At 42.6% G+C, this 24,890-nt stretch carries 26 protein-coding genes; 20 read left to right on the forward strand and 6 right to left on the reverse strand.

The window, feature by feature from the left end:
- The first annotated feature begins 41 nt into the window (after positions 1-41).
- The 5 genes from C1E58_RS05715 to nusB all read left to right on the forward strand — a co-directional run bounded on the left by C1E58_RS05715 (position 42) and on the right by nusB (position 4,020).
- Complete coding sequence (locus tag C1E58_RS05715; RefSeq protein ID WP_161951282.1) at positions 42-1,388, forward strand: DUF1266 domain-containing protein; 1,347 nt, start codon at positions 42-44, stop codon at positions 1,386-1,388.
- A gap of 120 nt (positions 1,389-1,508) precedes the next feature.
- Positions 1,509-2,570 carry a M24 family metallopeptidase gene (locus C1E58_RS05720; RefSeq protein WP_105209681.1) on the forward strand — a complete coding sequence of 354 codons (1,062 nt, stop codon included), beginning with the start codon at positions 1,509-1,511 and terminating at the stop codon, positions 2,568-2,570.
- A gap of 64 nt (positions 2,571-2,634) precedes the next feature.
- Complete coding sequence (efp, locus tag C1E58_RS05725; protein WP_029998462.1) at positions 2,635-3,192, forward strand: elongation factor P; 558 nt, start codon at positions 2,635-2,637, stop codon at positions 3,190-3,192.
- A 26-nt stretch (positions 3,193-3,218) separates the two neighbouring features.
- A complete protein-coding gene (locus C1E58_RS05730) occupies positions 3,219-3,611 on the forward strand; it encodes an Asp23/Gls24 family envelope stress response protein (RefSeq protein ID WP_105117112.1) in 393 nt (130 codons plus the stop codon).
- A complete protein-coding gene (gene nusB, locus C1E58_RS05735; RefSeq protein WP_105113593.1) occupies positions 3,601-4,020 on the forward strand; it encodes a transcription antitermination factor NusB in 420 nt (139 codons plus the stop codon). The genes C1E58_RS05730 and nusB overlap by 11 nt, the downstream gene beginning before the upstream one ends.
- Positions 4,021-4,248: 228 nt before the next feature.
- Here nusB and C1E58_RS05740 read toward each other — a convergent pair whose 3' ends face one another.
- On the reverse strand, positions 4,249-5,214 hold the full coding sequence (locus C1E58_RS05740) for a LacI family DNA-binding transcriptional regulator (RefSeq protein WP_105113594.1): 966 nt from the start codon (positions 5,212-5,214) through the stop codon (positions 4,249-4,251).
- The gene (locus C1E58_RS05745; protein WP_105209682.1) at positions 5,195-6,649 is read right to left on the reverse strand and encodes a sucrose-6-phosphate hydrolase; all 1,455 of its coding nucleotides are present in this window, start codon (positions 6,647-6,649) and stop codon (positions 5,195-5,197) included. Before C1E58_RS05745 ends, C1E58_RS05740 begins: the two co-directional genes overlap by 20 nt.
- A 204-nt stretch (positions 6,650-6,853) precedes the next feature.
- Here C1E58_RS05745 and C1E58_RS05750 point away from each other — a divergent pair, with 204 nt between their 5' ends.
- The 7 genes from C1E58_RS05750 (at position 6,854) to greA (ending at position 14,875) form a co-directional block, all read left to right on the forward strand.
- Positions 6,854-8,743, forward strand: coding sequence for a sucrose-specific PTS transporter subunit IIBC (locus C1E58_RS05750; protein WP_105209683.1), 1,890 nt, complete (start codon positions 6,854-6,856; stop codon positions 8,741-8,743).
- 91 nt (positions 8,744-8,834) lie between these two features.
- Positions 8,835-9,716, forward strand: coding sequence for a fructokinase ScrK (gene scrK, locus C1E58_RS05755; protein WP_105117116.1), 882 nt, complete (start codon positions 8,835-8,837; stop codon positions 9,714-9,716).
- 185 nt (positions 9,717-9,901) lie between these two features.
- On the forward strand, positions 9,902-10,564 hold the full coding sequence (locus C1E58_RS05760) for a hypothetical protein (RefSeq protein ID WP_105113598.1): 663 nt from the start codon (positions 9,902-9,904) through the stop codon (positions 10,562-10,564).
- A gap of 1 nt (position 10,565) precedes the next feature.
- Positions 10,566-11,897 carry a UDP-N-acetylmuramate--L-alanine ligase gene (gene murC, locus C1E58_RS05765; RefSeq protein ID WP_105113599.1) on the forward strand — a complete coding sequence of 444 codons (1,332 nt, stop codon included), beginning with the start codon at positions 10,566-10,568 and terminating at the stop codon, positions 11,895-11,897.
- Between the two features lie 54 nt (positions 11,898-11,951).
- Positions 11,952-12,434, forward strand: a complete 483-nt coding sequence (locus tag C1E58_RS05770; protein ID WP_105113600.1) for a GNAT family N-acetyltransferase — start codon at positions 11,952-11,954, stop codon at positions 12,432-12,434.
- Between the two features lie 74 nt (positions 12,435-12,508).
- Positions 12,509-14,311, forward strand: coding sequence for an endolytic transglycosylase MltG (mltG, locus tag C1E58_RS05775; protein WP_105209684.1), 1,803 nt, complete (start codon positions 12,509-12,511; stop codon positions 14,309-14,311).
- Between the two features lie 81 nt (positions 14,312-14,392).
- Entirely contained in the window at positions 14,393-14,875 is a 483-nt protein-coding gene (gene greA, locus C1E58_RS05780) for a transcription elongation factor GreA (protein ID WP_105113602.1), read from the forward strand.
- A gap of 273 nt (positions 14,876-15,148) precedes the next feature.
- Here greA and yidC read toward each other — a convergent pair whose 3' ends face one another.
- Entirely contained in the window at positions 15,149-16,066 is a 918-nt protein-coding gene (gene yidC / locus C1E58_RS05785; protein ID WP_105209685.1) for a membrane protein insertase YidC, read from the reverse strand.
- A gap of 66 nt (positions 16,067-16,132) precedes the next feature.
- Complete coding sequence (locus C1E58_RS05790; RefSeq protein WP_105113604.1) at positions 16,133-16,414, reverse strand: acylphosphatase; 282 nt, start codon at positions 16,412-16,414, stop codon at positions 16,133-16,135.
- Positions 16,415-16,484: 70 nt separating this feature from the next.
- On the opposite strand from C1E58_RS05790, the gene C1E58_RS05795 reads away from it, so the two are divergent.
- Genes C1E58_RS05795 through C1E58_RS05805 form a run of 3 tightly spaced genes read left to right on the forward strand, consistent with a single transcriptional unit; the run spans position 16,485 to position 18,477 of the window.
- A complete protein-coding gene (locus tag C1E58_RS05795; RefSeq protein ID WP_105209686.1) occupies positions 16,485-17,225 on the forward strand; it encodes a TrmH family RNA methyltransferase in 741 nt (246 codons plus the stop codon).
- 48 nt (positions 17,226-17,273) lie between these two features.
- Complete coding sequence (locus C1E58_RS05800) at positions 17,274-17,756, forward strand: HD domain-containing protein (protein WP_105209687.1); 483 nt, start codon at positions 17,274-17,276, stop codon at positions 17,754-17,756.
- Between the two features lie 19 nt (positions 17,757-17,775).
- Positions 17,776-18,477 carry a Bax inhibitor-1/YccA family protein gene (locus C1E58_RS05805; protein ID WP_105209688.1) on the forward strand — a complete coding sequence of 234 codons (702 nt, stop codon included), beginning with the start codon at positions 17,776-17,778 and terminating at the stop codon, positions 18,475-18,477.
- Positions 18,478-18,532: 55 nt separating this feature from the next.
- Here the strand turns inward: C1E58_RS05805 and manA are convergent, their stop codons facing one another.
- Positions 18,533-19,486: a mannose-6-phosphate isomerase, class I gene (gene manA / locus C1E58_RS05810; RefSeq protein WP_161941091.1), complete on the reverse strand. Its 954-nt coding sequence runs from the start codon at positions 19,484-19,486 to the stop codon at positions 18,533-18,535.
- Positions 19,487-19,683: 197 nt separating this feature from the next.
- On the opposite strand from manA, the gene hprK reads away from it, so the two are divergent.
- From hprK to C1E58_RS05835, 5 genes are all read left to right on the forward strand, one after another.
- The gene (hprK, locus tag C1E58_RS05815) at positions 19,684-20,616 is read left to right on the forward strand and encodes an HPr(Ser) kinase/phosphatase (protein WP_105209689.1); all 933 of its coding nucleotides are present in this window, start codon (positions 19,684-19,686) and stop codon (positions 20,614-20,616) included.
- 1 nt (position 20,617) lies between these two features.
- Positions 20,618-21,394, forward strand: coding sequence for a prolipoprotein diacylglyceryl transferase (gene lgt / locus C1E58_RS05820; RefSeq protein ID WP_105209690.1), 777 nt, complete (start codon positions 20,618-20,620; stop codon positions 21,392-21,394).
- A gap of 13 nt (positions 21,395-21,407) precedes the next feature.
- On the forward strand, positions 21,408-21,818 hold the full coding sequence (locus C1E58_RS05825; protein ID WP_172029289.1) for a DUF948 domain-containing protein: 411 nt from the start codon (positions 21,408-21,410) through the stop codon (positions 21,816-21,818).
- The gene (locus tag C1E58_RS05830; RefSeq protein WP_105209691.1) at positions 21,802-22,335 is read left to right on the forward strand and encodes a YtxH domain-containing protein; all 534 of its coding nucleotides are present in this window, start codon (positions 21,802-21,804) and stop codon (positions 22,333-22,335) included. Before C1E58_RS05825 ends, C1E58_RS05830 begins: the two co-directional genes overlap by 17 nt.
- Before the next feature lie 160 nt (positions 22,336-22,495).
- Complete coding sequence (locus tag C1E58_RS05835; protein ID WP_105209692.1) at positions 22,496-23,620, forward strand: aminotransferase; 1,125 nt, start codon at positions 22,496-22,498, stop codon at positions 23,618-23,620.
- A 14-nt stretch (positions 23,621-23,634) separates the two neighbouring features.
- Here the strand turns inward: C1E58_RS05835 and C1E58_RS05840 are convergent, their stop codons facing one another.
- Entirely contained in the window at positions 23,635-24,816 is a 1,182-nt protein-coding gene (locus C1E58_RS05840; protein ID WP_105209693.1) for a DUF2974 domain-containing protein, read from the reverse strand.
- Positions 24,817-24,890: the final 74 nt, after the last annotated feature.

Raw genomic sequence — 24,890 nt, forward strand, 5'->3', positions numbered from 1 at the left:
CGGTATAATAGAAAAAATAAGATTTCAATAAGGAGATGTCCATGCAATCTGAATACGTTTTACTCTGCAGTCCATATCGATATAGCTCGGTTTTTGCGAATGTAGTGAATAGACAATTTATCGAAAAAGAACTACTGAGTGTCGTCATGCCAGGTGTCAACATTACGACAAGAAGTATGCTGAGAACCATGTTGGAAACAAACTATGGTATTACGGATGAGTCGAGTTTGAAGGAAGAAATTGCCAAGCTTGAAAATGGTGATTATCATGCTTTAGAAGATATTTCTTCATTTCTCAATGGAATAGAGAATCCAGAGGTAAAAGAATTTTATCTTTCTTTACATGAATTGACGAGTTCTCAAGACATCCAAGGCTTTGACGATTGCCGTATTATTGATGTCTTAACGAAATCCTATGCAGCTCGCTTGATTTCTAAAGAAGAATTTGAGGAACTCTTTACTAAGCAAACGGAACGTATCAGAAATGGTTATCAAACTTGGGAACAGTATCTAGCATCTTGTGTACTTGGAAACTTGCTTCAATTTATCCCAGCTTCAGAAACCATTAAAAGTGTTGAAGATTACATCATAGATATTTATTCCTTCTGTATTGCACCGACCAATGTATTTGCCTGTGGGACGTTTTGGGCAAATCACGACTTGGCTCATTTGACAGCCTTGTTAGAAAACTTCTTGCCCGAGGAAATTCTTACAGATATCAAATCCAGACAAAATCTTGTTGATTATAAGGGGCAGATTCCAGGCTTGAATGCTCCTTCAAATGCCTTGATTGCTTACTTTGATGAAAAATACATAGACACAAATTTGATTGATACCAATCGTTATGATTATCTAAGTCAGCTTTCAGACTATGTTTTTTGGACACCACTGGTTGAGAACAATCTGGAATGGCTGATTACAGAAAAGAATCTGAAAGAACAAGACACAATTCTGTTGCCGACAGAATTTGCCAGCTATTACTCAGCCAGCGAATTTTGGGATTGTTACAAAAAATACCCTGAATTACAGAATGAACATATCTTTGCCATGTTTAAAGGTGTTTTCGGTATAACTGTCTTGTTTACGGAAGAAGCAGCATACACCTTTAAGAAAAAATTATTCGGAAAACCTGCACTGGTTAAAATCCCTTGGGACCAAGTTCCTTTACATGCTTCTCTTGATTTAGAATTTAAAGAGAGCAGAATCTTTTTGGACAAAAAGGTTATTTCTGATGTCAGTCCAGTTTTAAGTGAAATTGGTTTAAATGAAGACACATTATCAAGCCTAAATTCTCAAGAAAGAAAAGCACTTGAAAAGGAATGGCAAGAAAAAATGAATCAGTTCCTAGAGAGTATTCCACAACGAATTCGTGAATTCAAAGGGAAATGAGAGGAAACTGGTTGAGTTGTTCAAAAAGTCGCTCTGGCGACTTTTTATTTTGCTGCTGGAAAAAATTGGTATTTGCCCGCATTTCTGCTATAATAGTTACAAAATCTTTGGAGGTGGCTTATGCAAGCGCGTGTGGAAAAATTTGAGGCAAAATTAGCTCAATCAGATGTGGATGGGATTTTGGTAACAGGACAGAACAATATTTATTACCTGACAGGTTTTTGGGGAACAGAGGCGACTGTTTTTATCAGTGGCAAGCGTCGTTTGTTTGTAACGGATGCACGTTATACTTTGATTGCCAAGGCGACAGTGCAGGGCTTTGATATTATTGACAGCCGTTTTGCTCTTGAAGAAATTGCTAAGGTGATTAAGGAAGATGGACTTGAAACCATTGGTTTTGATAGCGAGGTAACTTATGGTTTCTATCAAAGTCTGACCAGCATTTTTGAGGGGTATCAGTTGGTCGCTATGTCCAACTTTATCGAAGACTTGCGTATGATTAAGGATGAGAAAGAAATTGCGACCATTCGTCGTGCATGTCAGATTTCGGATCAGGCTTTTATTGATGTTCTTGACTTTATCAAACCAGGTCAGACGACTGAGATGGACGTCAATCATTTCCTGGATCACCGCATGCGTCAACTCGGTGCAGAAGGGGCATCATTTGAGTTTATCGTAGCGTCTGGTTACCGCTCTGCCATGCCCCACGGAAGAGCTTCAGAAAAGCTAATCCAAACTGGTGAAAGCTTGACCTTGGACTTTGGTTGTTACTACCAGCATTATGTCAGCGATATGACGCGGACTATTCATATCGGCCATGTTACTGATCAAGAGCGGGAGATTTACGATGTGGTCTTGCGTGCCAATAAGGCCCTGATTGAGCAGGCCAAGGAGGGTGTGACCTACCGTGAATTTGATGCAATTCCGCGTGAAATCATAAATGCAGCAGGTTATGGTGCCAACTTCACCCACGGCATCGGTCATGGCATCGGCTTGGACATTCATGAGTATCCTTATTTTGGAAAATCTGACGAGCCCATCAAGGCGGGAATGGTCTTGACGGATGAGCCTGGTATCTATTTGGATGACAAATACGGAGTCCGTATCGAAGATGACCTATTGATTACGGAAAACGGTTGTGAAGTCTTGACTTTGGCTCCAAAAGAATTGATTGTTATTTGAGAAATTTGTCAGTTTGTGGTAAAATAAAACGAATAAATAAATTTTTGAAGAGGTATTCAATACAATGATTGAAGCAAGTAAACTTAGAGCAGGTATGACCTTCGAAGCGGAAGGAAAATTGATTAAGGTTTTGGAAGCTAGCCACCACAAGCCAGGTAAGGGGAACACCATCATGCGTATGAAATTGCGTGATGTGCGTACAGGTTCTACTTTCGATACAACGTACCGTCCAGATGAAAAATTTGAACAAGCCATCATCGAAACTGTTCCAGCACAATATCTTTACCAAATGGATGATACAGCTTTCTTCATGAATACTGAAACATACGACCAGTATGAAATTCCAGTAGCGACTATCAAAGAAGAATTGCTCTACATCTTGGAAAACTCAGATGTGAAAATCCAGTTCTACGGAACAGAAGTAATCGGTGTGACTGTACCAACAACTGTTGAATTGGTTGTTGCAGAAACCCAGCCATCTATCAAAGGTGCTACTGTGACTGGTTCTGGTAAACCAGCTACTATGGAAACTGGTTTGGTAGTTAACGTACCAGACTTTATCGAAGCAGGTCAAAAACTTGTGATTAACACAGCTGAGGGAACTTACGTATCACGCGCTTAATCGTTTCCTCCTAGAAAGGAGAGCTTATGACAACAGAATACCAAGGTGAAATTGTTATTGCACCACGCGTTCTTGAAGTGATTACAGGTATTGCAGCAGCCAAAGTAGAAGGAGTACATTCTCTCCACAACAAACGTGTTGCAGATACTTGGTCAAAAACATCCTTAAATAAAGGCGTCTATCTTCAAACGGATGAAGAAGGTAAGGTAACAGCAGACATCTATGTTTACCTAGAGTACGGTGTCAATGTTCCAGCTGTGTCTATGGATATTCAACGTGCAGTCAAAACCGCTATCTTTAACTATGCGGAAGTTGAAGTCAATGCTGTCAATATCCATGTCAATGGCATTGTTCCTGACAAAACACCTAAACCAGCCTTGAAAGATTTATTCGGAGAGGATTTCCTCGATGAAGAATAATAGACATGCCCTGCGTAAGTGTGCTTTGCAGGCAATCGTATCCCTAGAATTTGGTCAAGAACCTGTTCAGGCAGCTCAATTCTCTTATCTTTACGATCAAGAAGAGGAACAAGACGGCATTGAAATTCCACTTTTCCTCCTCAATCTTGTCAATGGTGTTGCAGATTACCGTGAGGAATTGGACAAGGACTTGTCTAGCCGATTAAAAGCTGGCTGGACCTTGGACCGCTTAACCTTGATTGATAAGAACATCATGCGTTTGGGTCTTTTTGAAATCTTGCATTTCGAAGAAACTCCAGACCGTGTAGCTGTCAATGAAGCTATCGAGCTAGCCAAAGAATTCTCAGACGAAGCTTCAGCCAAGTTCGTTAACGGTGTTTTGAGCCAATTTGTGAAAGAAGAAGCCTAATCAGGTTTCTTTTTGTTTTTGGGCAATCGTCATTTAGTTTTTCTTTTATTACTTCGTTAACTCGCCTTGCCTAACTCTAGTTATGCCTGCGGCTATTGAGGCGAAATTGCTTCGCCCAATCTCCAGCCTTCAAAGGTTCCCCGAACCTTTGAAGCGAGTACTAAAAGTAAACTAAAAGACTATAAAAAACCGTACCCGATTTCTATCAAGTACAGTTTTGAATGACAATTAAATGCTGGCCCCTGCTAACAGGGATACCGGTAGGATGTAGTTATGCTTACTCAATTCCTTACCCTCGATTGTATCAATCAATAAATCAACCATAAGTTTAGCAATGTCATCTAAGGGTTGTTTGATAGTCGTTAGTTGAGGATAGAAGTTTTCAATAAAATGGGTTCCATCATAGCCGATGAGCTTTATATCGCGAGGAATGGAGAGATTGAGTGAACGTGCTACATTCCAGACCAACATAGCTGTCGCATCACCGGATACAAAAATCCCATCCGGCTGGTGTTTTTCGATGATGGTACGGATTTCCATTTCTTTGCGAACAGGAGTAAAGTCACTAGATACGTGATAAACGATGGCATCTGGTAGGATAGAAAGAAAGCCTAATTGACGAAGTCCAGTCGGTGAATTGGAATCGTCATTACCAGAAATCATAATCGGACGTTGGCAGCCTGATTTTTTAAGAGTACGGGCTGCCAGAACACCTCCGGCATGGTTATCAGAAGATACAACTGGGATGGAAGGGGACAGGTTGCGGTCAAAGGCAATGATCGGTGCGGATACACGGTCGTAGTCCTTGATCCCCAAGTTATGACTGCCTGAAATGATCCCATCCACCTGGTTGGCAGCCAACATCTCCAAGTATTCTCTTTCCTTTTCGGATTCATGCTGGCTATTGCAAATAATCGTCTTGTAACCACGGTTGAAGAGTTGGCTTTCCAAATGGCTAATTAACTCGGCATAGAATATATTGTTGATATTAGGGAAAATCAAACCAACTAGCTTGGCAGACTTACCTTGCAAACTACGCGCTAAGTTATTAGGTTTGTAGCCTAGTTCTCGCATGGCTTCTTCAACTTTGCGGACCGTTTTTTCCGATAAGTAGCCCTTTTTATTGATAACACGAGAAACCGTTGTCGGGCTAACTCCAGCAAGCTGGGCGACATCAGTTAGTTTTGCGACCATAATCTAAATGGTAGTAGGTTCCAGTCGGATTGCCAGCAGTGATGGCGATACCATTTTGATCTGCATGAGGGAAGACACGACCAGAAAATACCTTTTCTCCTTTATTGATGAAAATTTCAAAGACTGATTTGTCAATGAAGATATTGGCAGTTAATGCACCTGCCTCAATAGCACATGAGCGGCTTGTACCGAAATCTAAAGCAAATGGCTGGCCACAATGTTCACGGTCCACTGTAATCTGTCCCTTCTCTGTATCGACAGTCAAGACAAGACCCTGATTGTCTTTATTTGCGAATAGAACGATTTCATGCTTAGTATCTGCTGAAAAATCAAGTTCCAATTCATAAACATTGTTGGTTTCGCTTTGGTTTGAAAATGGCTGAGCTTCTTGGCGAAGGCTGGTAATGGCTTCCACAGGGTACTGATAAAGTTTACCGTCCTTGATAGATAATTCTTTAACCAATGACAAACAGCCTTGGTAATCATAAGCATCTGTTGGGTATTCCACATCGGGAAGAGCCAACCAGCTGACTGACAAGGTGCGACCATCTGGAGCGTTGAAGGCTTGCGTTGCGTAGCACTCAAATCCGTAGTCTAAGTTGATCAATTCACTTGGTTCAACAATAGTTGCTGTTTCAGGATCAAAGCTCTGACCAATCTTGTACATATTTGGATAGATGTTGCCGTAGTCCAAGACTTCTTTGTCCAACCCTTGTGGGCAGTAGAGAAGGATTGGTTGCTCACCGACGAATGCAATATTTGGACATTCCATCATATAGGCAGTTAAGTCGTTTGCAAAATCCAAATCGCCGACCAAGGTCCAGTTGAGGTAGTCATTGTTTTCAGCCTTATAAAGTTTGACAATCCCTTTCTTGTCCAAGTTTTGTCCACCGACAATGGCATAATATTGGCCTTTGTAGTTGAAGATTTGCGGATCGCGGAAGTGATCAGTTGTGTCTTCGGGTTGGTCAATCAAGATTTTGTCAATCTTTTCAATTTTGCCATCTTTGTCCATCAAGGCACCAATTTGGTAAGGGTGGCGGATCCAGTTTTCATCGCGGACATTTCCTGTATAGAAGAGGAAGAGTTTGTCACCAAATTCCATAGCAGAACCAGAGTAGGCCCCGTGGCTATCAAGTGGTGTATCGGGATACATAACCGTACCAGTTTCTTCAAAGTGCACCAAGTCCGTTGATTCAGTATGTACCCATGATTTTAAGCCGTGTGCAGCACCAAATGGGAAATACTGGTAGAAGAGAGTCCATTTTCCGTTGAAATATGAAAAGCCATTTGGATCGTTTAACAGACCGTGTGGAGTTTCAATATGAAAGTTGGTTCTCCAAGGGGAACTTTCAGTGTTTTTCTTGATTTTTTCAATGTATTCAGGTGTCCAGTCAGCGTAAGCTCTGTAACGTTCTTCAGTAGTAAAAGCCATACTATCTCCAATTTTATCTAATATTTCAATTATTATAGTAAACGTTTTCTTATTAAAAATCAAGCTTTTACTATAATTTTAAGAATTTTTTTAAAAAATTCTGCAAAACGTTTGACATATTTTGTAAAAGTGATATAATTAAACCATCGAAAGCGTGAAAACACTTTCAAAAACAAATAATATTTATAAGGAGATTTTTGCAAGATGAACAATACAGAAATTGCAAAAAAAGTCATTGACGCCCTTGGCGGACGTGAGAACGTACGTAGTGTTGCCCACTGTGCGACTCGCCTTCGTGTCATGGTTGTTGATGAAGGAAAAATCGACAAGGATAGAGTCGAAGACATCGAAAAAGTACAAGGTGCTTTCTTCAACTCTGGTCAATACCAAATCATCTTTGGTACTGGTACAGTAAACAAAATCTACGATGAAGTCGTTGCCCTTGGTTTGCCAACAGCGACTACTGGTGAGCAAAAAGCGGAAGCTGCGAAACAAGGTAATGCATTCCAACGTGCAATCCGTACATTCGGTGACGTATTCGTTCCAATCATTCCTGCTATCGTAGCGACTGGTCTTTTCATGGGTCTTCGTGGTCTTCTTGGAGCTCTTGGTTATACTCTTCCAGAAGATTTGAACGTTTACTCACAAATCTTGACAGATACAGCATTCATCGTATTGCCAGCCTTGGTAGTATGGTCAACCTTCCGTGTATTCGGTGGAAACCAAACAATCGGTATCGTTCTTGGTATGATGCTCATTGCGGGTCAATTGCCAAACGCTTGGGTTGTAGCATCAGGTGGCGATGTGAAACCAACTATCTTCTTCGGTTTCATCCCAGTTGTAGGTTTGCAAGGTTCAGTATTGCCAGCCTTCATCGTCGGTTTGATTGGTGCTAAATTTGAAAAAGCTGTCCGCAAGGTTGTTCCAGAAGTTCTTGACCTCTTGGTAACACCATTCGTAACTCTCTTTGTTATGTCTATCCTTGGCTTATTTGTCATTGGTCCAGTCTTCCACGTGGTTGAAAACTACATCTTGGCTGGTACACAAGCTATCTTGAACTTGCCAATGGGTCTTGGTGGTCTCCTTATCGGTGGTGTTCACCAAGTTATCGTGGTATCAGGTGTTCACCATATCTTCAACTTCTTGGAAGCTCAATTGGTAGCAAACACTGGTGCTAACCCATTCAACGCTATCATCACTGCAGCTATGACAGCACAAGGTGCTGCTACAGTAGCGGTTGGTGTGAAAACTAAAAATCCTAAATTGAAAGCTCTTGCTTTCCCAGCAGCTCTTTCTGCCTTCCTCGGTATTACTGAGCCAGCTATCTTCGGTGTTAACTTGCGTTTCCGTAAGCCATTCCTTCTTTCATTGATTGCTGGTGCGATTGGTGGTGCAGTTGCGTCAATCCTTGGCCTTGCGGGCACAGGTATGGGTGTTACCATCATCCCAGGTTTGACACTTTATGCAGGTAATGGTCAGATTCTTCCATACATCTTCATGGTAGCTGTATCATTTGCCCTTGGTTTTGCTTTGACTTACTTCTTCGGTTATGAAGATGAGGAAAAAGACGTAAAAAAGCCTAGCGCTTCAGCACAAGAAACAGCAAAAATGCTTGAAGAAGCAGAGACAGGACTTGTAGCTGAAGAAACTCTTGTATCTCCACTTTCAGGTGATGTTGTTGCTCTTGAAAATGTAAATGACCCAGTCTTCTCATCAGGAGCTATGGGTAAAGGTTTGGCAGTTAAGCCAATTGAAGGTGTTGTTTACGCTCCAGCAGATGCAGAAGTAACCATTGCTTTTGAAACAGGCCATGCTTACGGCTTGAAAACAGCTTCAGGTGCTGAAATCTTGATCCATATCGGTATTGATACAGTATCAATGAACGGTAATGGATTTGAGAAATTGGTAGCAGCTGGCGACAAGGTAAAAGCTGGTACGCCACTTGCTAAATTCGATGCAGCTAAGATTGCTGAAGCAGGTCTTGATGATACAACCATGATCATCGTGACAAACACTGCAGACTTCACAGAAGTAACTCCACTTGCTGAGGGAACGATCACTCATGGTGTAGACTTCTTGAAAGTTGCTAAATAATTTAGAAATTTAAAGGAAAAAGGCGGTAAGCCTTTTTCTTCTGTTTCTTTCTGTGGTATAATAGAACAAATAAAAAATAGGAGACATTCAGATGACAAAACTTTACGGAAGCTTGGAAGCTGGCGGTACGAAATTTGTTTGTGCGGTTGGTGATGAGAACTTTCAAGTAATTGAAAAAACACAATTTCCAACGACAACACCTTATGAGACCATTGAACGTACAGTAGAATTCTTCAAACGTTATGAAGACCGTTTGGCTGGTATTGCCATTGGTTCATTCGGTCCAATTGATATTGACCAAAACTCACAGACTTATGGTTTTATTACATCAACTCCAAAACCACACTGGTCAAACATTGATTTGCTTGGTTTGATCGCCAAGGAATTTAATATCCCATTCTACTTTACAACTGATGTGAACTCATCAGCTTATGGAGAAACCTTGGTTCGTAAGGGTGTTAAGAGTCTGGTTTACTATACTATCGGTACTGGTATCGGTGCTGGCGCTATCCAAAATGGTGAATTTATCGGCGGTTTGGGGCATACAGAAGCAGGTCATACTTATGTAGCTTTGCATCCTTATGATGTCAAGCATGAGTTTAATGGAACTTGCCCATTCCATAATGGTTGTTTAGAAGGATTGGCAGCGGGTCCTTCTCTTGAAGGTCGTACAGGTATTCGTGGTGAGTTGATTGAACTCAACTCAGATGTCTGGGATGTTCAAGCCTATTACATTGCCCAAGCAGCTGTTCAGGCAACTCTGCTCTACCGTCCTCAAGTCATTGTATTTGGTGGTGGCGTTATGGCACAAGAACACATGCTCAACCGTGTGCGTGAAAAATTCGTTGGTTTGATGAACGATTACCTTCCAACACCTGATGTTAAAGAATACATTGTGACGCCTGCTGTTGCAGAAAATGGCTCAGCGACTCTTGGTAACTTTGCCTTGGCAAAACAAGTATCTGAAAAATAAAGGAAAATCCGAGTTATTCGGATTTTTTTGTGGCTAAAAAGCTGGTGCGAAAGGATGTAAGGGAAAGACTCTTGTAAAGACGAAGAGGTAAAGACGAAGAAGGGAATAGGATTCCTATCATCCAACATAGAATTAGGCAAATACTGCTCAAGTATGGTATAATAGGTTTTTGAAAGGACTAACTTATGATTAGAAAAGAGAAAAGATTTCCGCTAGTAGCTGATAATGAAGTGCTAGTAGGAGTAAATCCAATTATGAGTTTATATGATGAAAGCGACTTGATTAGTAATATCAAGGGGCCTTATCAAGAAAAAGAATTTGCTGGTGTATCATCTAGTCAGCCAGCGATAAGAGAGACTGGTCGCCTTGTGACAGACGATGACCTCTTGCCTCCACTCTTTGAGGCCAAATCCAGTCATTATTCGCGGAGAGAGCGTCTGCAACAATATACCCAAGCCAAACCAACTCAGGTTAAGACTCAGGGTCAAGTGGCCCGTGAGCAAGCCCGTGAGGATTTGAAGAAGAAACGGTCTGCAACCTACCTGAGAGATGAAAAACCAACGCCGGCCAAGGTCTTTGTCAAGCCACCTGTTAGCCCAACACCAGAGGTGAAGGCAGGAACCTTGTCCCACTTGGCAGATAAGCTTCGTCAGACAGACTATATCTTGGCAGATATTCCTGCGGTCTATTCCTTGAAAAAAGAGGATCGTGAGCAGGAGCAACCGGTGAGAAAAAATTCCTATGACTTTTTGAAGAAAAGCCAGGTTTATAACTATCCTGAGCGCCAGCAACAAAGAGATCGTCGCATTGCACAGGAATTAAATTTAACAACTATAGAAGAGGACTAACATGACAAAAACCTATCATTTTATCGGAATTAAAGGTTCAGGCATGAGTGCCTTGGCACTGATGTTGCACCAAATGGGCTACAAGGTTCAGGGAAGTGATGTAGAGAAATACTACTTCACTCAACGTGGCTTGGAACAAGCAGGTATCGACATTTTACCTTTCGATGAGAAAAATATCACGGCTGATGTTGAACTAATCGCTGGAAATGCCTTCCGTCCAGATAACAATGTGGAGATTGCATTTGCCGATGCACAGGGCTTTAGCTACAAACGCTACCATGAATTCTTGGGTGAATTTATGAAGGGCTTTACCAGCCTTGGTGTAGCAGGTGCCCACGGTAAGACATCAACGACAGGACTTTTGGCCCATGTGATGCGCAATATCACAGACACCTCTTTCCTGATTGGAGATGGAACAGGTCGTGGCTCAGCCAATGCCCAGTATTTTGTCTTTGAGTCAGATGAGTATGAGCGCCATTTTGCCCCTTACTATCCTGAGTACAGCATCATTACTAACATTGACTTTGATCATCCAGATTACTTCACCAGCCTAGAGGATGTCTTTAACGCCTTTAACGATTATGCCAAACAAGTCAAAAAAGGTCTGTTTGTCTATGGTGAAGACGAGCAGCTGCGTCGGATTACGGCTAATGCCCCAATCTACTACTACGGAACAGGTCCAGACAATGACTTTGTAGCCTATGATTTGAAACCATCGACGACTGGTTCACAGTTCAAGGTCCGTCACAAAGAACAAGAATTGGGAGAGTTCCAAATTCCAACCTTTGGCAAGCACAATGTCATGAATGCAACAGCCGTTATTGCTAACCTTCACATGGCTGGTTTTGATTTGAGCTTGGTTGCAGAGCACTTGAAGACCTTTGCAGGTGTCAAACGCCGCTTTACAGAGAAGGTTGTCAACGATACAGTCATCATTGATGACTTTGCCCACCATCCAACAGAAATCATTGCGACCATTGACGCGGCTCGTCAGAAGTATCCAAGCAAGGAGTTGGTAGCTATTTTCCAACCTCACACCTTTACGCGAACCATTGCCCTTTTGGATGAATTTGCGGAAGCCCTAAATGGAGCAGACGCTGTTTACTTGGCACAGATTTACGGTTCGGCGCGTGAAACAGATAATGGTCAGGTTAAGGTAGAAGATCTGGCAGCTAAAATCAATAAAAAAGGTGGTCTGGTTACTGTCGAAAATACCTCGCCGCTTTTGGATCATGACAATGCTGTCTATGTATTTATGGGGGCTGGAGATATTCAGTCTTATGAGTATTCATTTGAAAGATTGCTTTCCAGCTTGACAAATAATGTTCAATAAGAAGAAAGACGGAGGCCTATGGCCCCTGTTTTTCCGCTATTTAGGGGGATGTTTATGGAGATTCGTTTTGCTCGACTATCAGATCTAGACCAGGTTCTGGAACTTGAAACTGCTAATTTTTCCAAAGAAGAACGGATTTCGGAGCAGGTTCTGGCAACCTTTTTAAGAGAAGTACCGCAGACTTGCTTGGTCATGGAAGTAGAGGGCCAATTAGCAGGCTTTATCCTGGCCAGTCCATGGGCCTCTGCCACAGTTACAGATGAAATTTTCTATCTGGAGTCTGGTCAGTTGCCGACAGGTCAACACCTGGCTATAGCTAGCCTATCAGTAGCTCCCAACTATCAAGGCCAGGGGATAGGGACCCTCTTGCTTGCAGGTCTAAAAGAAGTAGCTGTCCAAGGAAACTATCAAGGGATTGCCCTGACCTGTAAGGAGAGCCTGATCAAGTATTACCAAATCAATCAATTTGAGGACCAGGGACCTTCACAATCTCAATTTGGAGGAAAAACCTGGTATGATATGTATTGGAAAGCTTGATATAAAGGGAATTTCTTGCATTTCCTAGGCCTTTGAGATATAATGTATAGTAACTGTGTGAAAGGAGCGATAGCGTGACAAAGGATACGAATGAAAATAACACGCAGTCTTCAAGTTTTCGCGATCAGATTTTGCGGGATTTGGAAGAATTGAAATTAAAACGTTTGGCAGACCAGGCCATCAAAGGTCAGACGGAACAACCAAACCAAGTGAAGGTTGACCAGCAAATAGAATTCCCTGCGGAACCAGTTAGCCAAAGAGAAACCATTCCAGTTGGAGAAATGACTTATCCGGAGACCTATTTGGCAGAGGAAGGTCAAGAAAATCTTGAAGAAGAGGTTGAGGAAATCATTCCATCAGAGCCTGTTGTTGAGACGGAAGACCTTGTTGTCGAGAAGGAAGAAGTACCAACTTCGGCTCCAGTGACCCAAGATACAGTCGAACGCAATCTGGAAGAGTTGAGAAGATTGGTTGCAGCGAATACCACTGGTTTTGAAAATGAACCATCACCAGTTGCGACTCCAGAAACAGAAGTTGAACCCAGCTTAGAAGAGACATTTGTTGATTTTCCAGTAGAAGATGTTTCAGCAGTGACTGGTGATACAGAAATCATCTCCCTAGAAGATACCCTTCTAGCTTCAAAAATCAATGAAACGCCTGCAGAAAAGTCAGAAGAGCCAGTAGTTGCAACAGCCCTGCCATCTAGGAAGAATCTATCGAATAAGAGCAGTCTTCAACGTCGCAAGAAACAAGACAAGGCAGCCAAGCGCATCGTATCGGTGATCATGTCTTTGATTCTCCTAGTGGTAGTTGTGACGGGAATTGCAGGGTATATGTGGATCAAATCCAGCTTAGAGCCTGTTAATGCAAAAGCTACAGAAGCTGTTCAGGTTGAAATTCCAGAAGGCTCCTCTACTTTAGAAATCGGTAAGATCTTGGTAGACAACCAGCTGGTGAAGAATGCAACGGTCTTTAATTACTATTCAAAAATCAAGAGCTATAATAACTTCCAAAGCGGTTATTACAATTTGAAGCAAAGCATGTCGGTTGACGATATTGCAAAAGCCTTACAAGAAAGTGGGACTCCGACTCCTCAGAAAGAGCCGGCAGGTAAAATCTTGATCGTCGAAGGGTATACACTGACTCAAATCTCACAGGCTATTACCAATAATACCAAGACAGAAGATAAGAACGATAAGACACCATTCACTTCAGAAGAATTTATGGCGACAGTGACCAACCCAGATTTCATCAATCGGATGGTAGCTGCCTATCCACAATTGTTTGCTAGCCTCCCAGCAGCAGATAGCGGTGTTATCTATCAATTAGAGGGTTACCTCTTCCCTGCTGTCTATGAATATACTGAAGAAACAACAATGGAAGAATTGGTTGAGCAAATGATTGCGGCAATGGATGCTCGTTTGCAACCATATTATGAAACCATTGCAGCTAAGAACTTGACGGTTAACGAAGTGCTGACTTTGGCCTCACTCGTTGAAAAAGAAGGTTCTACAGATGAGGATCGTCGCAATATTGCAAGTGTATTCTTCAACCGTCTCAATAATGAAATGCCTTTACAGTCTAATATTGCTATTCTTTATGCACAAGGCAAGCTTGGTCAAGAAACAACTTTGGCAGAGGATGCTGGAATTGATACCAACATTGATTCACCATATAACATCTATTGGAGGGCTGGCTTGATGCCTGGTCCAGTAGATAGCCCAAGTGTATCAGCGATTGAAGCGGTTATCAATGCCAACACAACGGATTATCTTTACTTTGTGGCAGATGTAACAACAGGTACGGTTTACTATGCGAGAACAATCGAAGAACACGACCAAAACGTTGCTAAGTATGTCAACGCTCACTTAGAGTAAATTAGAAATTTATAACAAAATTATGTGGATTTCCACATAATTTTGTTTTCACAGAAAATGATAGAAAGAAAAGGAAATATAATGGCAGAAAAAACCTATCCAATGACCTTGGAAGAAAAAGAAAAATTAGAAAAAGAATTGGAAGAGCTTAAGCTTGTCCGTCGTCCAGAAATCGTAGAGCGTATTAAAATTGCACGTTCTTATGGAGACCTCTCAGAAAACTCTGAGTACGAAGCGGCTAAAGATGAGCAAGCCTTTGTTGAAGGTCAAATTTCAACGATTGAAACCAAAATTCGCTATGCTGAGATTGTCAACAGCGATGCCGTTGCTGCAGATGAAGTAGCGATTGGTAAAACCGTTACAGTTCAAGAAGTCGGTGAGACGGAAGAGGAAGTTTACCACATTGTTGGTGCTGCGGGTGCAGATGCCTTTGCAAGTAAGATTTCTAACGAAAGCCCAATCGGTCATGCCTTGATTGGTAAGAAGACAGGAGATGTGGCTATGATTGAAACACCTGCTGGCAGCTACGAAGTTAAAATCTTGAAAGTTGAAAAAACAAAATAAGGTGTGGAGAGAGTCGAATGATTCTCTCTTTTTTGCATTAGAAAACAACCATCCGACCAGATGGTTGTTCAGAACGCAGACAAACTCCTAAAAATACAAAAAATTGAAGAAGTTTGTGAATGATAGCAAGTCATTAAACTCTTAGAAACGTTGATATTTCGGTGGTTCTGAGAGTTTTTATTTTCAACATAAAGAAAAAAGATTGAAGAAAATTGTCCAAAATGGACTTTTTCCTCAATCTGAACAACTATCTGACCAGATGGTTGTTATTGTTTATCTAGACCGTTGTTTGCCAGCATTACGATTGGTTTTCTTAGAAGCTTTTTCTTCAATGATGGCAGATGCTTTTGGAGTAACATCTTTTACTGTAGATTTGTAAGGTTTTGGCGGGTTGTTCTTAAATTCTTCCTCTACCTTAGCGCGAACTTTTGGCTTGAGGATGAAGTTGGTCAAGGCTTGTTGGACAAGTCCAATCATACCACCGACTACCCAGTAAAGAGTGACACCTGCTGGGGAAGTCCAGGAGAAGATGACAATCATGATTGGGTTCATATAGGCGACAGTTTGCATTTGCTTTTTCTGCTCTTCATCCATCCCCACCTGCATCAGCATGGATTGGGCATAGTAGAGGATACCAGCTACAGCAGTTAGAATCATACTTGGTTGACCAAGAGGAATTCCCAGGAATGTCGCTTCGGAAATACCTGGTGTGTAGCGGGCTGCGTAGAAGAGGGCAGTGAAGAATGGCATTTGGATGAGCAGTGGAAGACAGCCCATACCGCCAAACATGCTGACACCGTATTGTTTTTGCGCCGCAAAGAATTCTTGCTGGGCAGCCAATTGTTCCTCTTGCGAACTTGCATTTTTCATGCGTTCTTGGATAGGTCCCAAGATTGGCTTGAGGTAGTTCATTTTTTCTGACTGATAGGTTGACTTCCATGATTGGTAGATACCCAATGGCATGATGAGGAAGCGGACAATCAGGGTCACTACAATGATAGCCACACCAAATCCTAAACCTTGGTTTTCAGCGAAGAAGGTGATTAGGTTCCCCATTGGTTCAACCAGATAGTTGTAAACCCATCCTTCACCGGTTGGAACACCCTTGCCATCTGTTTTGACACATCCAGCTAAAAATACAAGGCTGGCAAGAGCCATACTGCCTAAGAGGAGACGTTTATTCTTTTTCAAATCGATACATTCCTTTTAATACATGATAGATTCTATTTTACTGTTTTTATGCACAATTTTCAAGTTTTACCTATGGCTGACCTGAAAATCATGGTAGTCTTCGAAATTCGCTAGGGTCACATCCAAATAGCTCACTTTTGCCATACGTGAGGGCCCTTTTCGGACTTCATGGATAAAATGGCTGAGCTTCTCAGCGTTCTCGGATTGAGCCAGGATGGTGACTGTTCCATCTTCATTGTTCCAAACCCTGCCGAAGATGTCTCCGATTTCCACTGCTAAAAATTGAACAGCCCAGCGAAAACCAACTCCCTGCACCCGACCAGATGCAATCATTTTAACCTTTCTCATAAGTTTCTCCTTTTGACAAGACCTTTACTTTATTATATCATTGTTGGGTAAGAAAGAAAATGAGGAAATTATGGAAGTTATCCGTTCAAAATCCAATAATTTAATCAAGCAGATTAAGAAATTACAGCAGAAAAAATACCGTCGTTCATCCTACTTAATAGAGGGCTGGCATTTATTAGAAGAGGCTTTGGCTGCTGGTGCAAGGATTGAACACATTTTGGTAGTAGAAGAGCATGTGGACAGGGTTGCCCAGTTGGAAAAGGTGACTGTGGTTAGTCCAGAAATCATGCAGGACTTGGCTGATTCCAAGTCACCTCAAGGAGTAGTAGCCCAACTGGCTCTGCCTAGTCAGGAACTCCCTGACCAGCTAGCAGGTAAATATCTGGTCTTGGAAGATGTGCAGGATCCAGGAAATGTGGGGACCATCATTCGAACGGCTGATGCGGCAGGTTTTGAGGGTGTATTTCTGACCGATAAGTCAGCTGATATTTACAATATGAAGGTTCTTCGTTCTATGCAGGGGAGTCACTTTCATTTGCCAATTTATCGCCTGCCAATCGGAGATATTTTCTCTACCTTAAAACACCATCAGGTGGAGATTTTGGCAACGACCCTATCTAGTCAGTCTGTAGATTATAGGCAGGTAGCACCAGGGGCTAGCTTTGCACTTGTGATGGGAAATGAAGGTCAGGGGATTTCGGATTTTGTGGCTGAGGAAGCCAATCAGCTGGTTCACATCACCATGCCTGGTCAGGCAGAGAGTTTGAATGTTGCCATTGCAGCAGGAATTTTAGTCTTTAGCTTTATTTAAGCCAAGAAGCATAAACTGTGTTATAATAACAAAACGAGGTTTACATCTATGGGTGCTTATAAAAAAGATAAAGAATATATGGCTTATGTCGGTCACTTGATTGACACTAAAAAGGTGCAGAAGTTGGCGGACATTCCCCACCACTATCATTCGACACGCTTGGAACATTCGATCAATGTTTCCTACACCAGCTATAAAATCGCTAAAAAATTTGGCTGGGATGCCAAGTCGACTGCTCGAGGTGGTCTTCTACACGACCTTTTCTTCTATGACTGGCGTGAAACCAAATTTAACAAAAGTCATGCCTGGGTCCATCCGCGGATTGCCAAGCGCAATGCAGAAAAATTGACCAAACTCAATAAGGTAGAAGAAGATATTATTGTCAAGCATATGTTTGGTGCAACCATTGCTCCGCCACGTTATAAGGAATCATGGATTGTGACCTGCGTAGACAAGTATTGGGCAGTACGTGAGTTTACCCTGCCCTTGCAATATAAATGGAAAAATCGAAAGATCCTACGTTTTCAGTAGGATGTAAAAGGAGAAGCATATGAATAACGATTCATTTATTATCAATCAGGTGGATAATACCGCCCTCAACCGTTTCTTTGGTAAGATTTATGGTGTTGTTGCTATGGGGATTGGCTTGTCAGCCCTTGTTTCCTTCTTGGCCGTTACCGTCTTCCAGCAGCTGCTTTATGCCTTGCTTAGTGCCGGTTCCATTGTGATGATGTTGGTCATGTTGGGACAGATTGCCTTGGTGGTTTCAGCTTCTACTATGGCAGCTAAAAATAGCCCTATGGCCTTGCCAATCTTCTTGGCTTACTCGGTTACCAACGGCTTGACCATCAGCATGGTCTTGATGTTCTACACAACTGAGACGGTTGCCTTGGCCTTCCTATCAGCTGCTCTGATGTTTGCCATTATGGCAGTCATCGGTATGACAACCAAGAAAAATCTTTCTGGTATGGCCCAAGCGCTGCGCGCAGCCCTCTGGGGAATTATGATTGCTAGTGTCATCAATATCTTCCTTCGCAGCTCAGGGATTAGCTTTGCTATGTCTATCGTATCTGTCCTTGTTTTCTCAGGTTTGATTGCCTATGACAACCAACGTATCCGCGACGTTTTCGAACAGACAGGCGGCAATGTGCAAAATGGTTGGGTAGTGTCAATGGCCCTTCAACTCTACCTTGACTTTGTCAACCTCTTCCTTAACTTGCTTCGCATTTTTGGAATGATGAACAGAGATTAGTAGAATAGCGATGATAAAAAAACTCAGAAGTTTTTGGACTTCTGAATTTTTTTGCTTACTTTGTGTCATTAGCATGGCTGGCGATGATCTCCATTTGACCAGTGAGGGTCCAGTCAGTTACATCCGCAGGTAGGATAAAGTGGCTTCCTTTTTGAAGTGGGTAGCTTGTTTCGCCGACTTGGATGGCACCTTGACCGTCAATAACACTGACGAGCAGGTAAGGAACGGTTTGCTCCATCTGGATTTCTCCCTTGGTCTGCCACTTATAGACTGTGAAGAAGGGATTTGATACCAGGAGGGTGGTGTCCAGCTTGCCTACTTTGAGTTGAGCAGGTGTTGAATTAGCTACAGGACCGATGGTCAAGACATCAATCGATTTTTCAATATGAAGTTCACGGAGATTACCTTCATCATCACGGCGGTCAAAGTCATAAACACGGTAGGTCGTGTCGCTAGACTGCTGGGTTTCTAAAATCATGATTCCCTTACCGATGGCGTGCATGGTGCCGCTAGGGACGAAGAAGAAGTCGCCTTTTTTAACGGGTACATGGGTCAAGAGCTTGTCCCAATCTCCAGCTTGGATTTGCTGGCGGAGTTCTTCTTTGGATTGGGCATTGTGACCGTAGATAATCTCAGCCCCTTCTTCGGCTTCCAAGATATACCAACATTCTGTCTTGCCAAGTTCGCCTTCGTGAGCCAAGCCATAGTTGTCATCAGGATGGACTTGGACACTGAGCCAGTCTTCTGCATCCAGGATTTTTGTTAGGAGAGGAAAGACTTCATCTTTTGGATTGCCAAATAAATGCTTTTCATTTGTGTAGAGATCATCTAGTCCTCTGCCCTTGTAGCGACCGTTTGAAACGGTGGTAACCCCATTTGGATGGGCAGAAATAGCCCAGCACTCGCCAGTTTTATCGCTTGGGATGTCATAGTTGTAATTGGTTTTCAGGCGATTGCCACCCCAAATTTTTTCATGCATGACAGGTGTGAGGAATAATGGTTCCATGATCTTCTCCTTATTGTTGACTTTCTATGACTAGTATAACAGATTATGGAAGAATTTTGTAGTGGGACAGAAAGGTAGGTCTTACTTGATTATAAGCTTGTCTGCTTGGCAGGCTCTATTATGAGGAAAAGGGCTAGTTGTTTTACCCTCCCACCCCTTGCTTGTGGTATAATATACTAAAACCGAAAGAGAGGGAAGACATGACCGTTTTTGTAAAAGACTTACTTGATAATCTGCGGATTGAATGTGCCTATAGCACAGAGGAACTGCTCCAAAAAGAGATTACGACTTCCGATATTACCCGGCCTGGTTTGGAAATGACAGGCTACTTTGATTATTATTCTCCCGAGCGTATTCAGCTCATGGGGATGAAGGAATGGTCTTATTTGATGGCCATGACAGCCCATAACCGCTACCAAGTGCTATCGCAGATGTTCCAGCCAGAAACGCCGGTTATTATTGTGGCGCGTGGTTTGGAAATTCCAGAGGAGATGTACCGAGCGGCGAAAGAAAAGAAGATTGCCATCTGTCGCAGTAAGACAGCGACCAGCCGTCTGTCAGGAGAATTGTCCTCCTATCTGGACAGCCGATTGGCCCAACGGACCAGCGTTCACGGTGTCTTGATGGACATCTACGGCATGGGTGTTCTTATCCAAGGGGATTCTGGTATCGGTAAGAGCGAAACGGGTCTGGAGTTGGTCAAGCGTGGTCACCGTCTGGTTGCGGATGACCGTGTGGATGTCTATGCCAAGGATGATGTGACCCTCTGGGGTGAGCCAGCAGAAATTCTGCGCCACCTATTAGAAATCCGTGGTGTAGGGATTATCGACATCATGAGTTTGTATGGTGCTAGCGCGGTTAAGGATTCTTCAGAGGTCCAGTTGGCTGTTTACCTAGAAAACTATGAAACAGGTAAGGTCTTTGACCGTCTGGGGAATTCTGGTGATACCATTGAAATTGCAGGTATTTCGATTCCACAAATCCGCATCCCTGTTAAGACTGGTCGTAACATTTCGGTAGTAATTGAAGCAGCCGCTATGAACTACCGTGCCAAACAGATGGGTTATGATGCAACCAAGATTTTCGAGGAACGTCTAGGCAAGCTTATCCAGCAGAATAAGGAAGAGGTCTAGTATGGATCCGATAGCGATTAGATTAGGTCCTTTAGAAATTCGCTGGTATGCCATCTGTATCTTGCTAGGCTTGGTAGTGGGTGTTTACTTGGCGACCAAGGAAGCGCCGCGCAAGAAGATTTTGCAGGATGATATTTTGGATTTTATCTTGCTAGCCTTTCCGCTTTCCATTATCGGAGCCAGAATATATTATGTCGCTTTTTCATGGAGCGAGTACAAGGATAATCTCTTATCTGTCTTTGCTATCTGGAATGGTGGAATTGCTATCTATGGTGGTTTGATAACAGGGGCAATCGTACTCTATTTCTTTACTCGGCACCGTTTCATCCATACGCTGGACTTTCTGGATGTGGTGGCACCTTCTGTCATGATTGCGCAAGCCATTGGGCGTTGGGGAAATTTCTTTAACCAGGAGGCCTATGGTAAGGCTGTGGACAGCTTGAACTACCTACCAGCCTTTATTCGAGACCAGATGTATATTGATGGCGCCTACCGTCAACCCACCTTCTTGTTTGAAAGTCTGTGGAATTTGCTTGGTTTTGGCTTGATTTGTGTCTTACGCAGAAGGCCAAACCTGCTTAAACAAGGTGAAATCACAGCCTTTTACCTGATTTGGTATGGTTTTGGTCGCCTCTTGATAGAAGGCCTGCGGACAGATAGCCTCATGTTCTTGGGAATCCGTATTTCCCAATGGCTATCTGGCATTCTTATCTTAGTTGGTATCAGCATGGTTGTGGTGCGGAGAAGACAATCGTCTATTCCATTTTATCAATCCTAAAGGAGAATATATGATTATTGAAATTTCAGTCTTGATTATTGCCTTGTCCATCGCGGCTGTGGCAGTTTACATTGTTTTGCTCTTGAAAAAATTGGGAACGGTGACGGATGAAGCCCAGCAAACTCTCAAGGTCTTGACCAGTGACATCAATGTGACCCTCTATCAGACCAACGAACTCTTGGCAAAAACAAATGTCTTGGTGGAAGATGTCAATGGGAAGGTTTCAACCTTGGATCCCTTGTTTGTTGCAGTGGCGGATCTATCCACATCTGTGTCTGACTTGAATGCTTCGGCGCGTGATTTGACGGTCAAAGCCAAGTCGGCAGGTGCCAATACGGTAAAAGCTGGCGGAGCCCTCTCTGCCTTGTCAACTATCTCATCTCTCTTAGGTAAGAAAGGAGAAAAAAATGGTAAAAAAATCTAGTGTCTTAACCAGTCTCTTATTGGGTGTGGCTGGTGGTGCTGCCGCAGCAGCCTTCCTAGCAAGCAAGACCGGGCAGGCGGTTAAGGAAAAAGTCCTTAACTTTGCCAATGACTACAAGGAAAACCATGAGGAAATCAATGCGGATTTGGTCAGCAAGGCTCAGGACTTGGGCAAGCAAGCCTCAGAGCGTTTTACAGAAGTCAAAACTCAGTTGGAAACTGGGGAATTGACAGTGGAAGATTTGGTCAAGTCAGGTAAGGAAAAATCTGTTGAAACCTTCGAGCAAATCAAGGAAAAAATCGCAGAACAAAACCTGTCAACGGCTGATATCTTGGAAGCTATCAAGGCTAAGACAGTCAAGGCACCGACTGTAGAGCTTTCTGAAGACGAGGTTGAGGATGCTGTGGTGGTGTCTGAGGATATTGAAATTGATATCGAAGATGTTCAAACTGAAGTGGTATCAGAAACTGTTTCAGAAGTAACAAGCGAAACTGCTTCAGAAACAGGTAAAGCATAAAAAATGGCTCGTTATCAACTGTAATGGGTTGATGTTAGCTACACCTAGAGAGGATTTATTGATCCTCTCTTTTTTAATGTTGAAGGTGCTTTGTATATTTATACAATTTTTGAAAGAATATGGTACAATAAGGGCAGAATAAATAAAAGTAGGAAGTCTTATGAAATTACCACGTTTTGGCGTTGAGGAATGGCTAAATGTCCATGAAAACAACGCCATCTATGACATTGCAGGAGTATCCATTTCTGCCTTAACCTTAGAAGAATTGTTTGCCTTGTCGGGCACCAATCCTGAGGATTTTTATGAGAAATTGCAGGGCACCAAGCTCAACTATGGATGGATAGAGGGTTCGCCAGCATTTAAAGAGGCTGTCAGCCAGCTCTACGAACAGGTCAGTCCTGAACAAATTCTCCAGACCAATGGGGCAACAGGGGCCAACTTGTTAGTTCTTTATAGTTTGATTGAGCCAGGGGACCATGTCATTTCTCTTTATCCGACCTACCAACAACTCTACGATATTCCAAAGTCCTTGGGAGCGGAAGTGGATTTGTGGCAGATTGAGGAGGAAAATGGCTGGTTGCCAGACTTGGAAAAACTGCGTCAGCTCATTCGTCCTAACACTAAGATGATTTGCATCAACAATGCCAATAATCCAACTGGTGCTGTCATGGATAGGACCTATTTGGAAGAATTGGCGGAAATTGCTGGTGAAGTTGGGGCTTACATTCTATCGGATGAAGTCTATCGTTCCTTTTCTGAGCTGGATGTGCCATCCATTATAGAAGTCTATGACAAGGGGATTGCTGTCAATAGCTTATCCAAGACCTACTCCTTGCCTGGTATTCGTGTGGGTTGGGTGGCTGCCAATCATCAAGTGACAGATATATTGAGAGATTATCGGGATTACACCATGATTTGTGCAGGTGTCTTTGATGATATGGTGGCTCAATTGGCCTTGGCCCATTATCAAGAAATTCTAGAACGAAATCGACGCATTTTAGAAGGAAATCTAGCAATTCTGGACCAATGGATTGAGAATGAACCCCTCGTTTCCTATATTCGTCCAGCGGTTGTTTCTACCAGCTTTGTCAAGATTGCAGTGGATATGCCCATGGAAGATTTTTGCTTGCAACTTCTGCAGGAATACGGTGTTCTTCTGGTTCCAGGCAATCGGTTTGATCGTGATGGCTATGTCCGTCTAGGTTTTGCCTGTGAACAAGAAACTCTAATCAAAGGATTAGAAAAACTATCCCAATTTTTAAGAAGATTTGATAAAGAAAACTAGCTCAGGTGGTTGAGCTAGTTTTCTTTATTTTCAGTTGTGTTTCTTTGGAATAATTTCCGCCAATCTGGTAGAGAGATTTCAGGGCTTGGAATGGAGGTGCTAATATTGTCCCTCCAAATTTGGTAGCGGGTGTCAAAGAGTAGCCGAATGAGTTTGTCCATCATTTCCGCCTCTTGAGGAGATAATTCTTTTCTCAATCGGTCCATTTCCTGCAATTTCTGTAGAGGATTGACAGTTATGTCACTGAACCGTTCAATCCCAGCTTGGATGAAAATCCCGAAAAAGAGGTCAAAGAAATCTTTCAATTCTTCATCAGTTAGGCTAGCAGTCCAAGCTTTTAAAGTCTGGTCGGTTTGAAGGCTGTCGCTAGTTAGGGCAGGGGCTGACTTGAAATCAGTTCCTTCAATTTCCCAAGAAAATGTGATGTGTTGGAGAAGACCGATGGTGTTGCTCTGAACAATTTGGGCATTTTCAGGTGTTTCCAACATCATTCCCACGATGGAATTTTGTGGAATGAGGGGGTAAATCCGATTTTGAATAGCTTGGTAGCCAGGAGCTACCAAATGCTTTTTATGGAGCCCTGGTGCGTCAAAGGGATAGACAGCCACAATTCGCTCTTGTAAATCTGAGGACTGCTTACTTGCGGAATAAAGGGCTAAATTACCACCTTTGGAATGCCCTGCGATATAGAAGTTCTCCTTTTGATTAGACATTATTTTTTCCAAATAATCACTTGCAGAACGCTGGGCAGGAATTTCATCCATATAGGTCATGTGGAAGTCTTCCTTCCAACCGATGATAGTGTCATCTGTTCCCCTAAAACAAGTCAGGACAGTCTGTCTGTCCAAGCGGTAGCTAATGGCGGCGAATTGTTGCTCTTGGTCCAACTGATAATCGTCAACGAAGCCAAATGCCTTGATAGACTTGAAGCGTATGGATTTGGCTAGAAGGGCAAATAAGGCTAGGCGATTTTTGGTCACCATAGAAAAGGGAGGGAAGTCATTCCGATAAGTTGCTTCAAAATGCTCAGCCAAATGATCCAGTCGGATGCCATTTTCGGTAAAGGAGGTGGGGACGAGCTTGTCGAAAGGCAGGTAGGAAAGCTCAGTCAGGGCCAAAATGTCCAGTTTGTTTAGGGGCTGGTCGTAAAAACTGTCGTATTGACTGTCTTCTATGTAATTTAATAAATTCGGCATGGCAATCCTTTCCTTTTTCTTCTAGTATAGCGAAATATGTGTGGAATGACAAATCTTGGTTGGAGATTTAGAAA

It is taken from the genome of Streptococcus suis (assembly GCF_002964575.1).
Taxonomy (GTDB): Bacteria; Bacillota; Bacilli; order Lactobacillales; family Streptococcaceae; genus Streptococcus; species Streptococcus suis_R.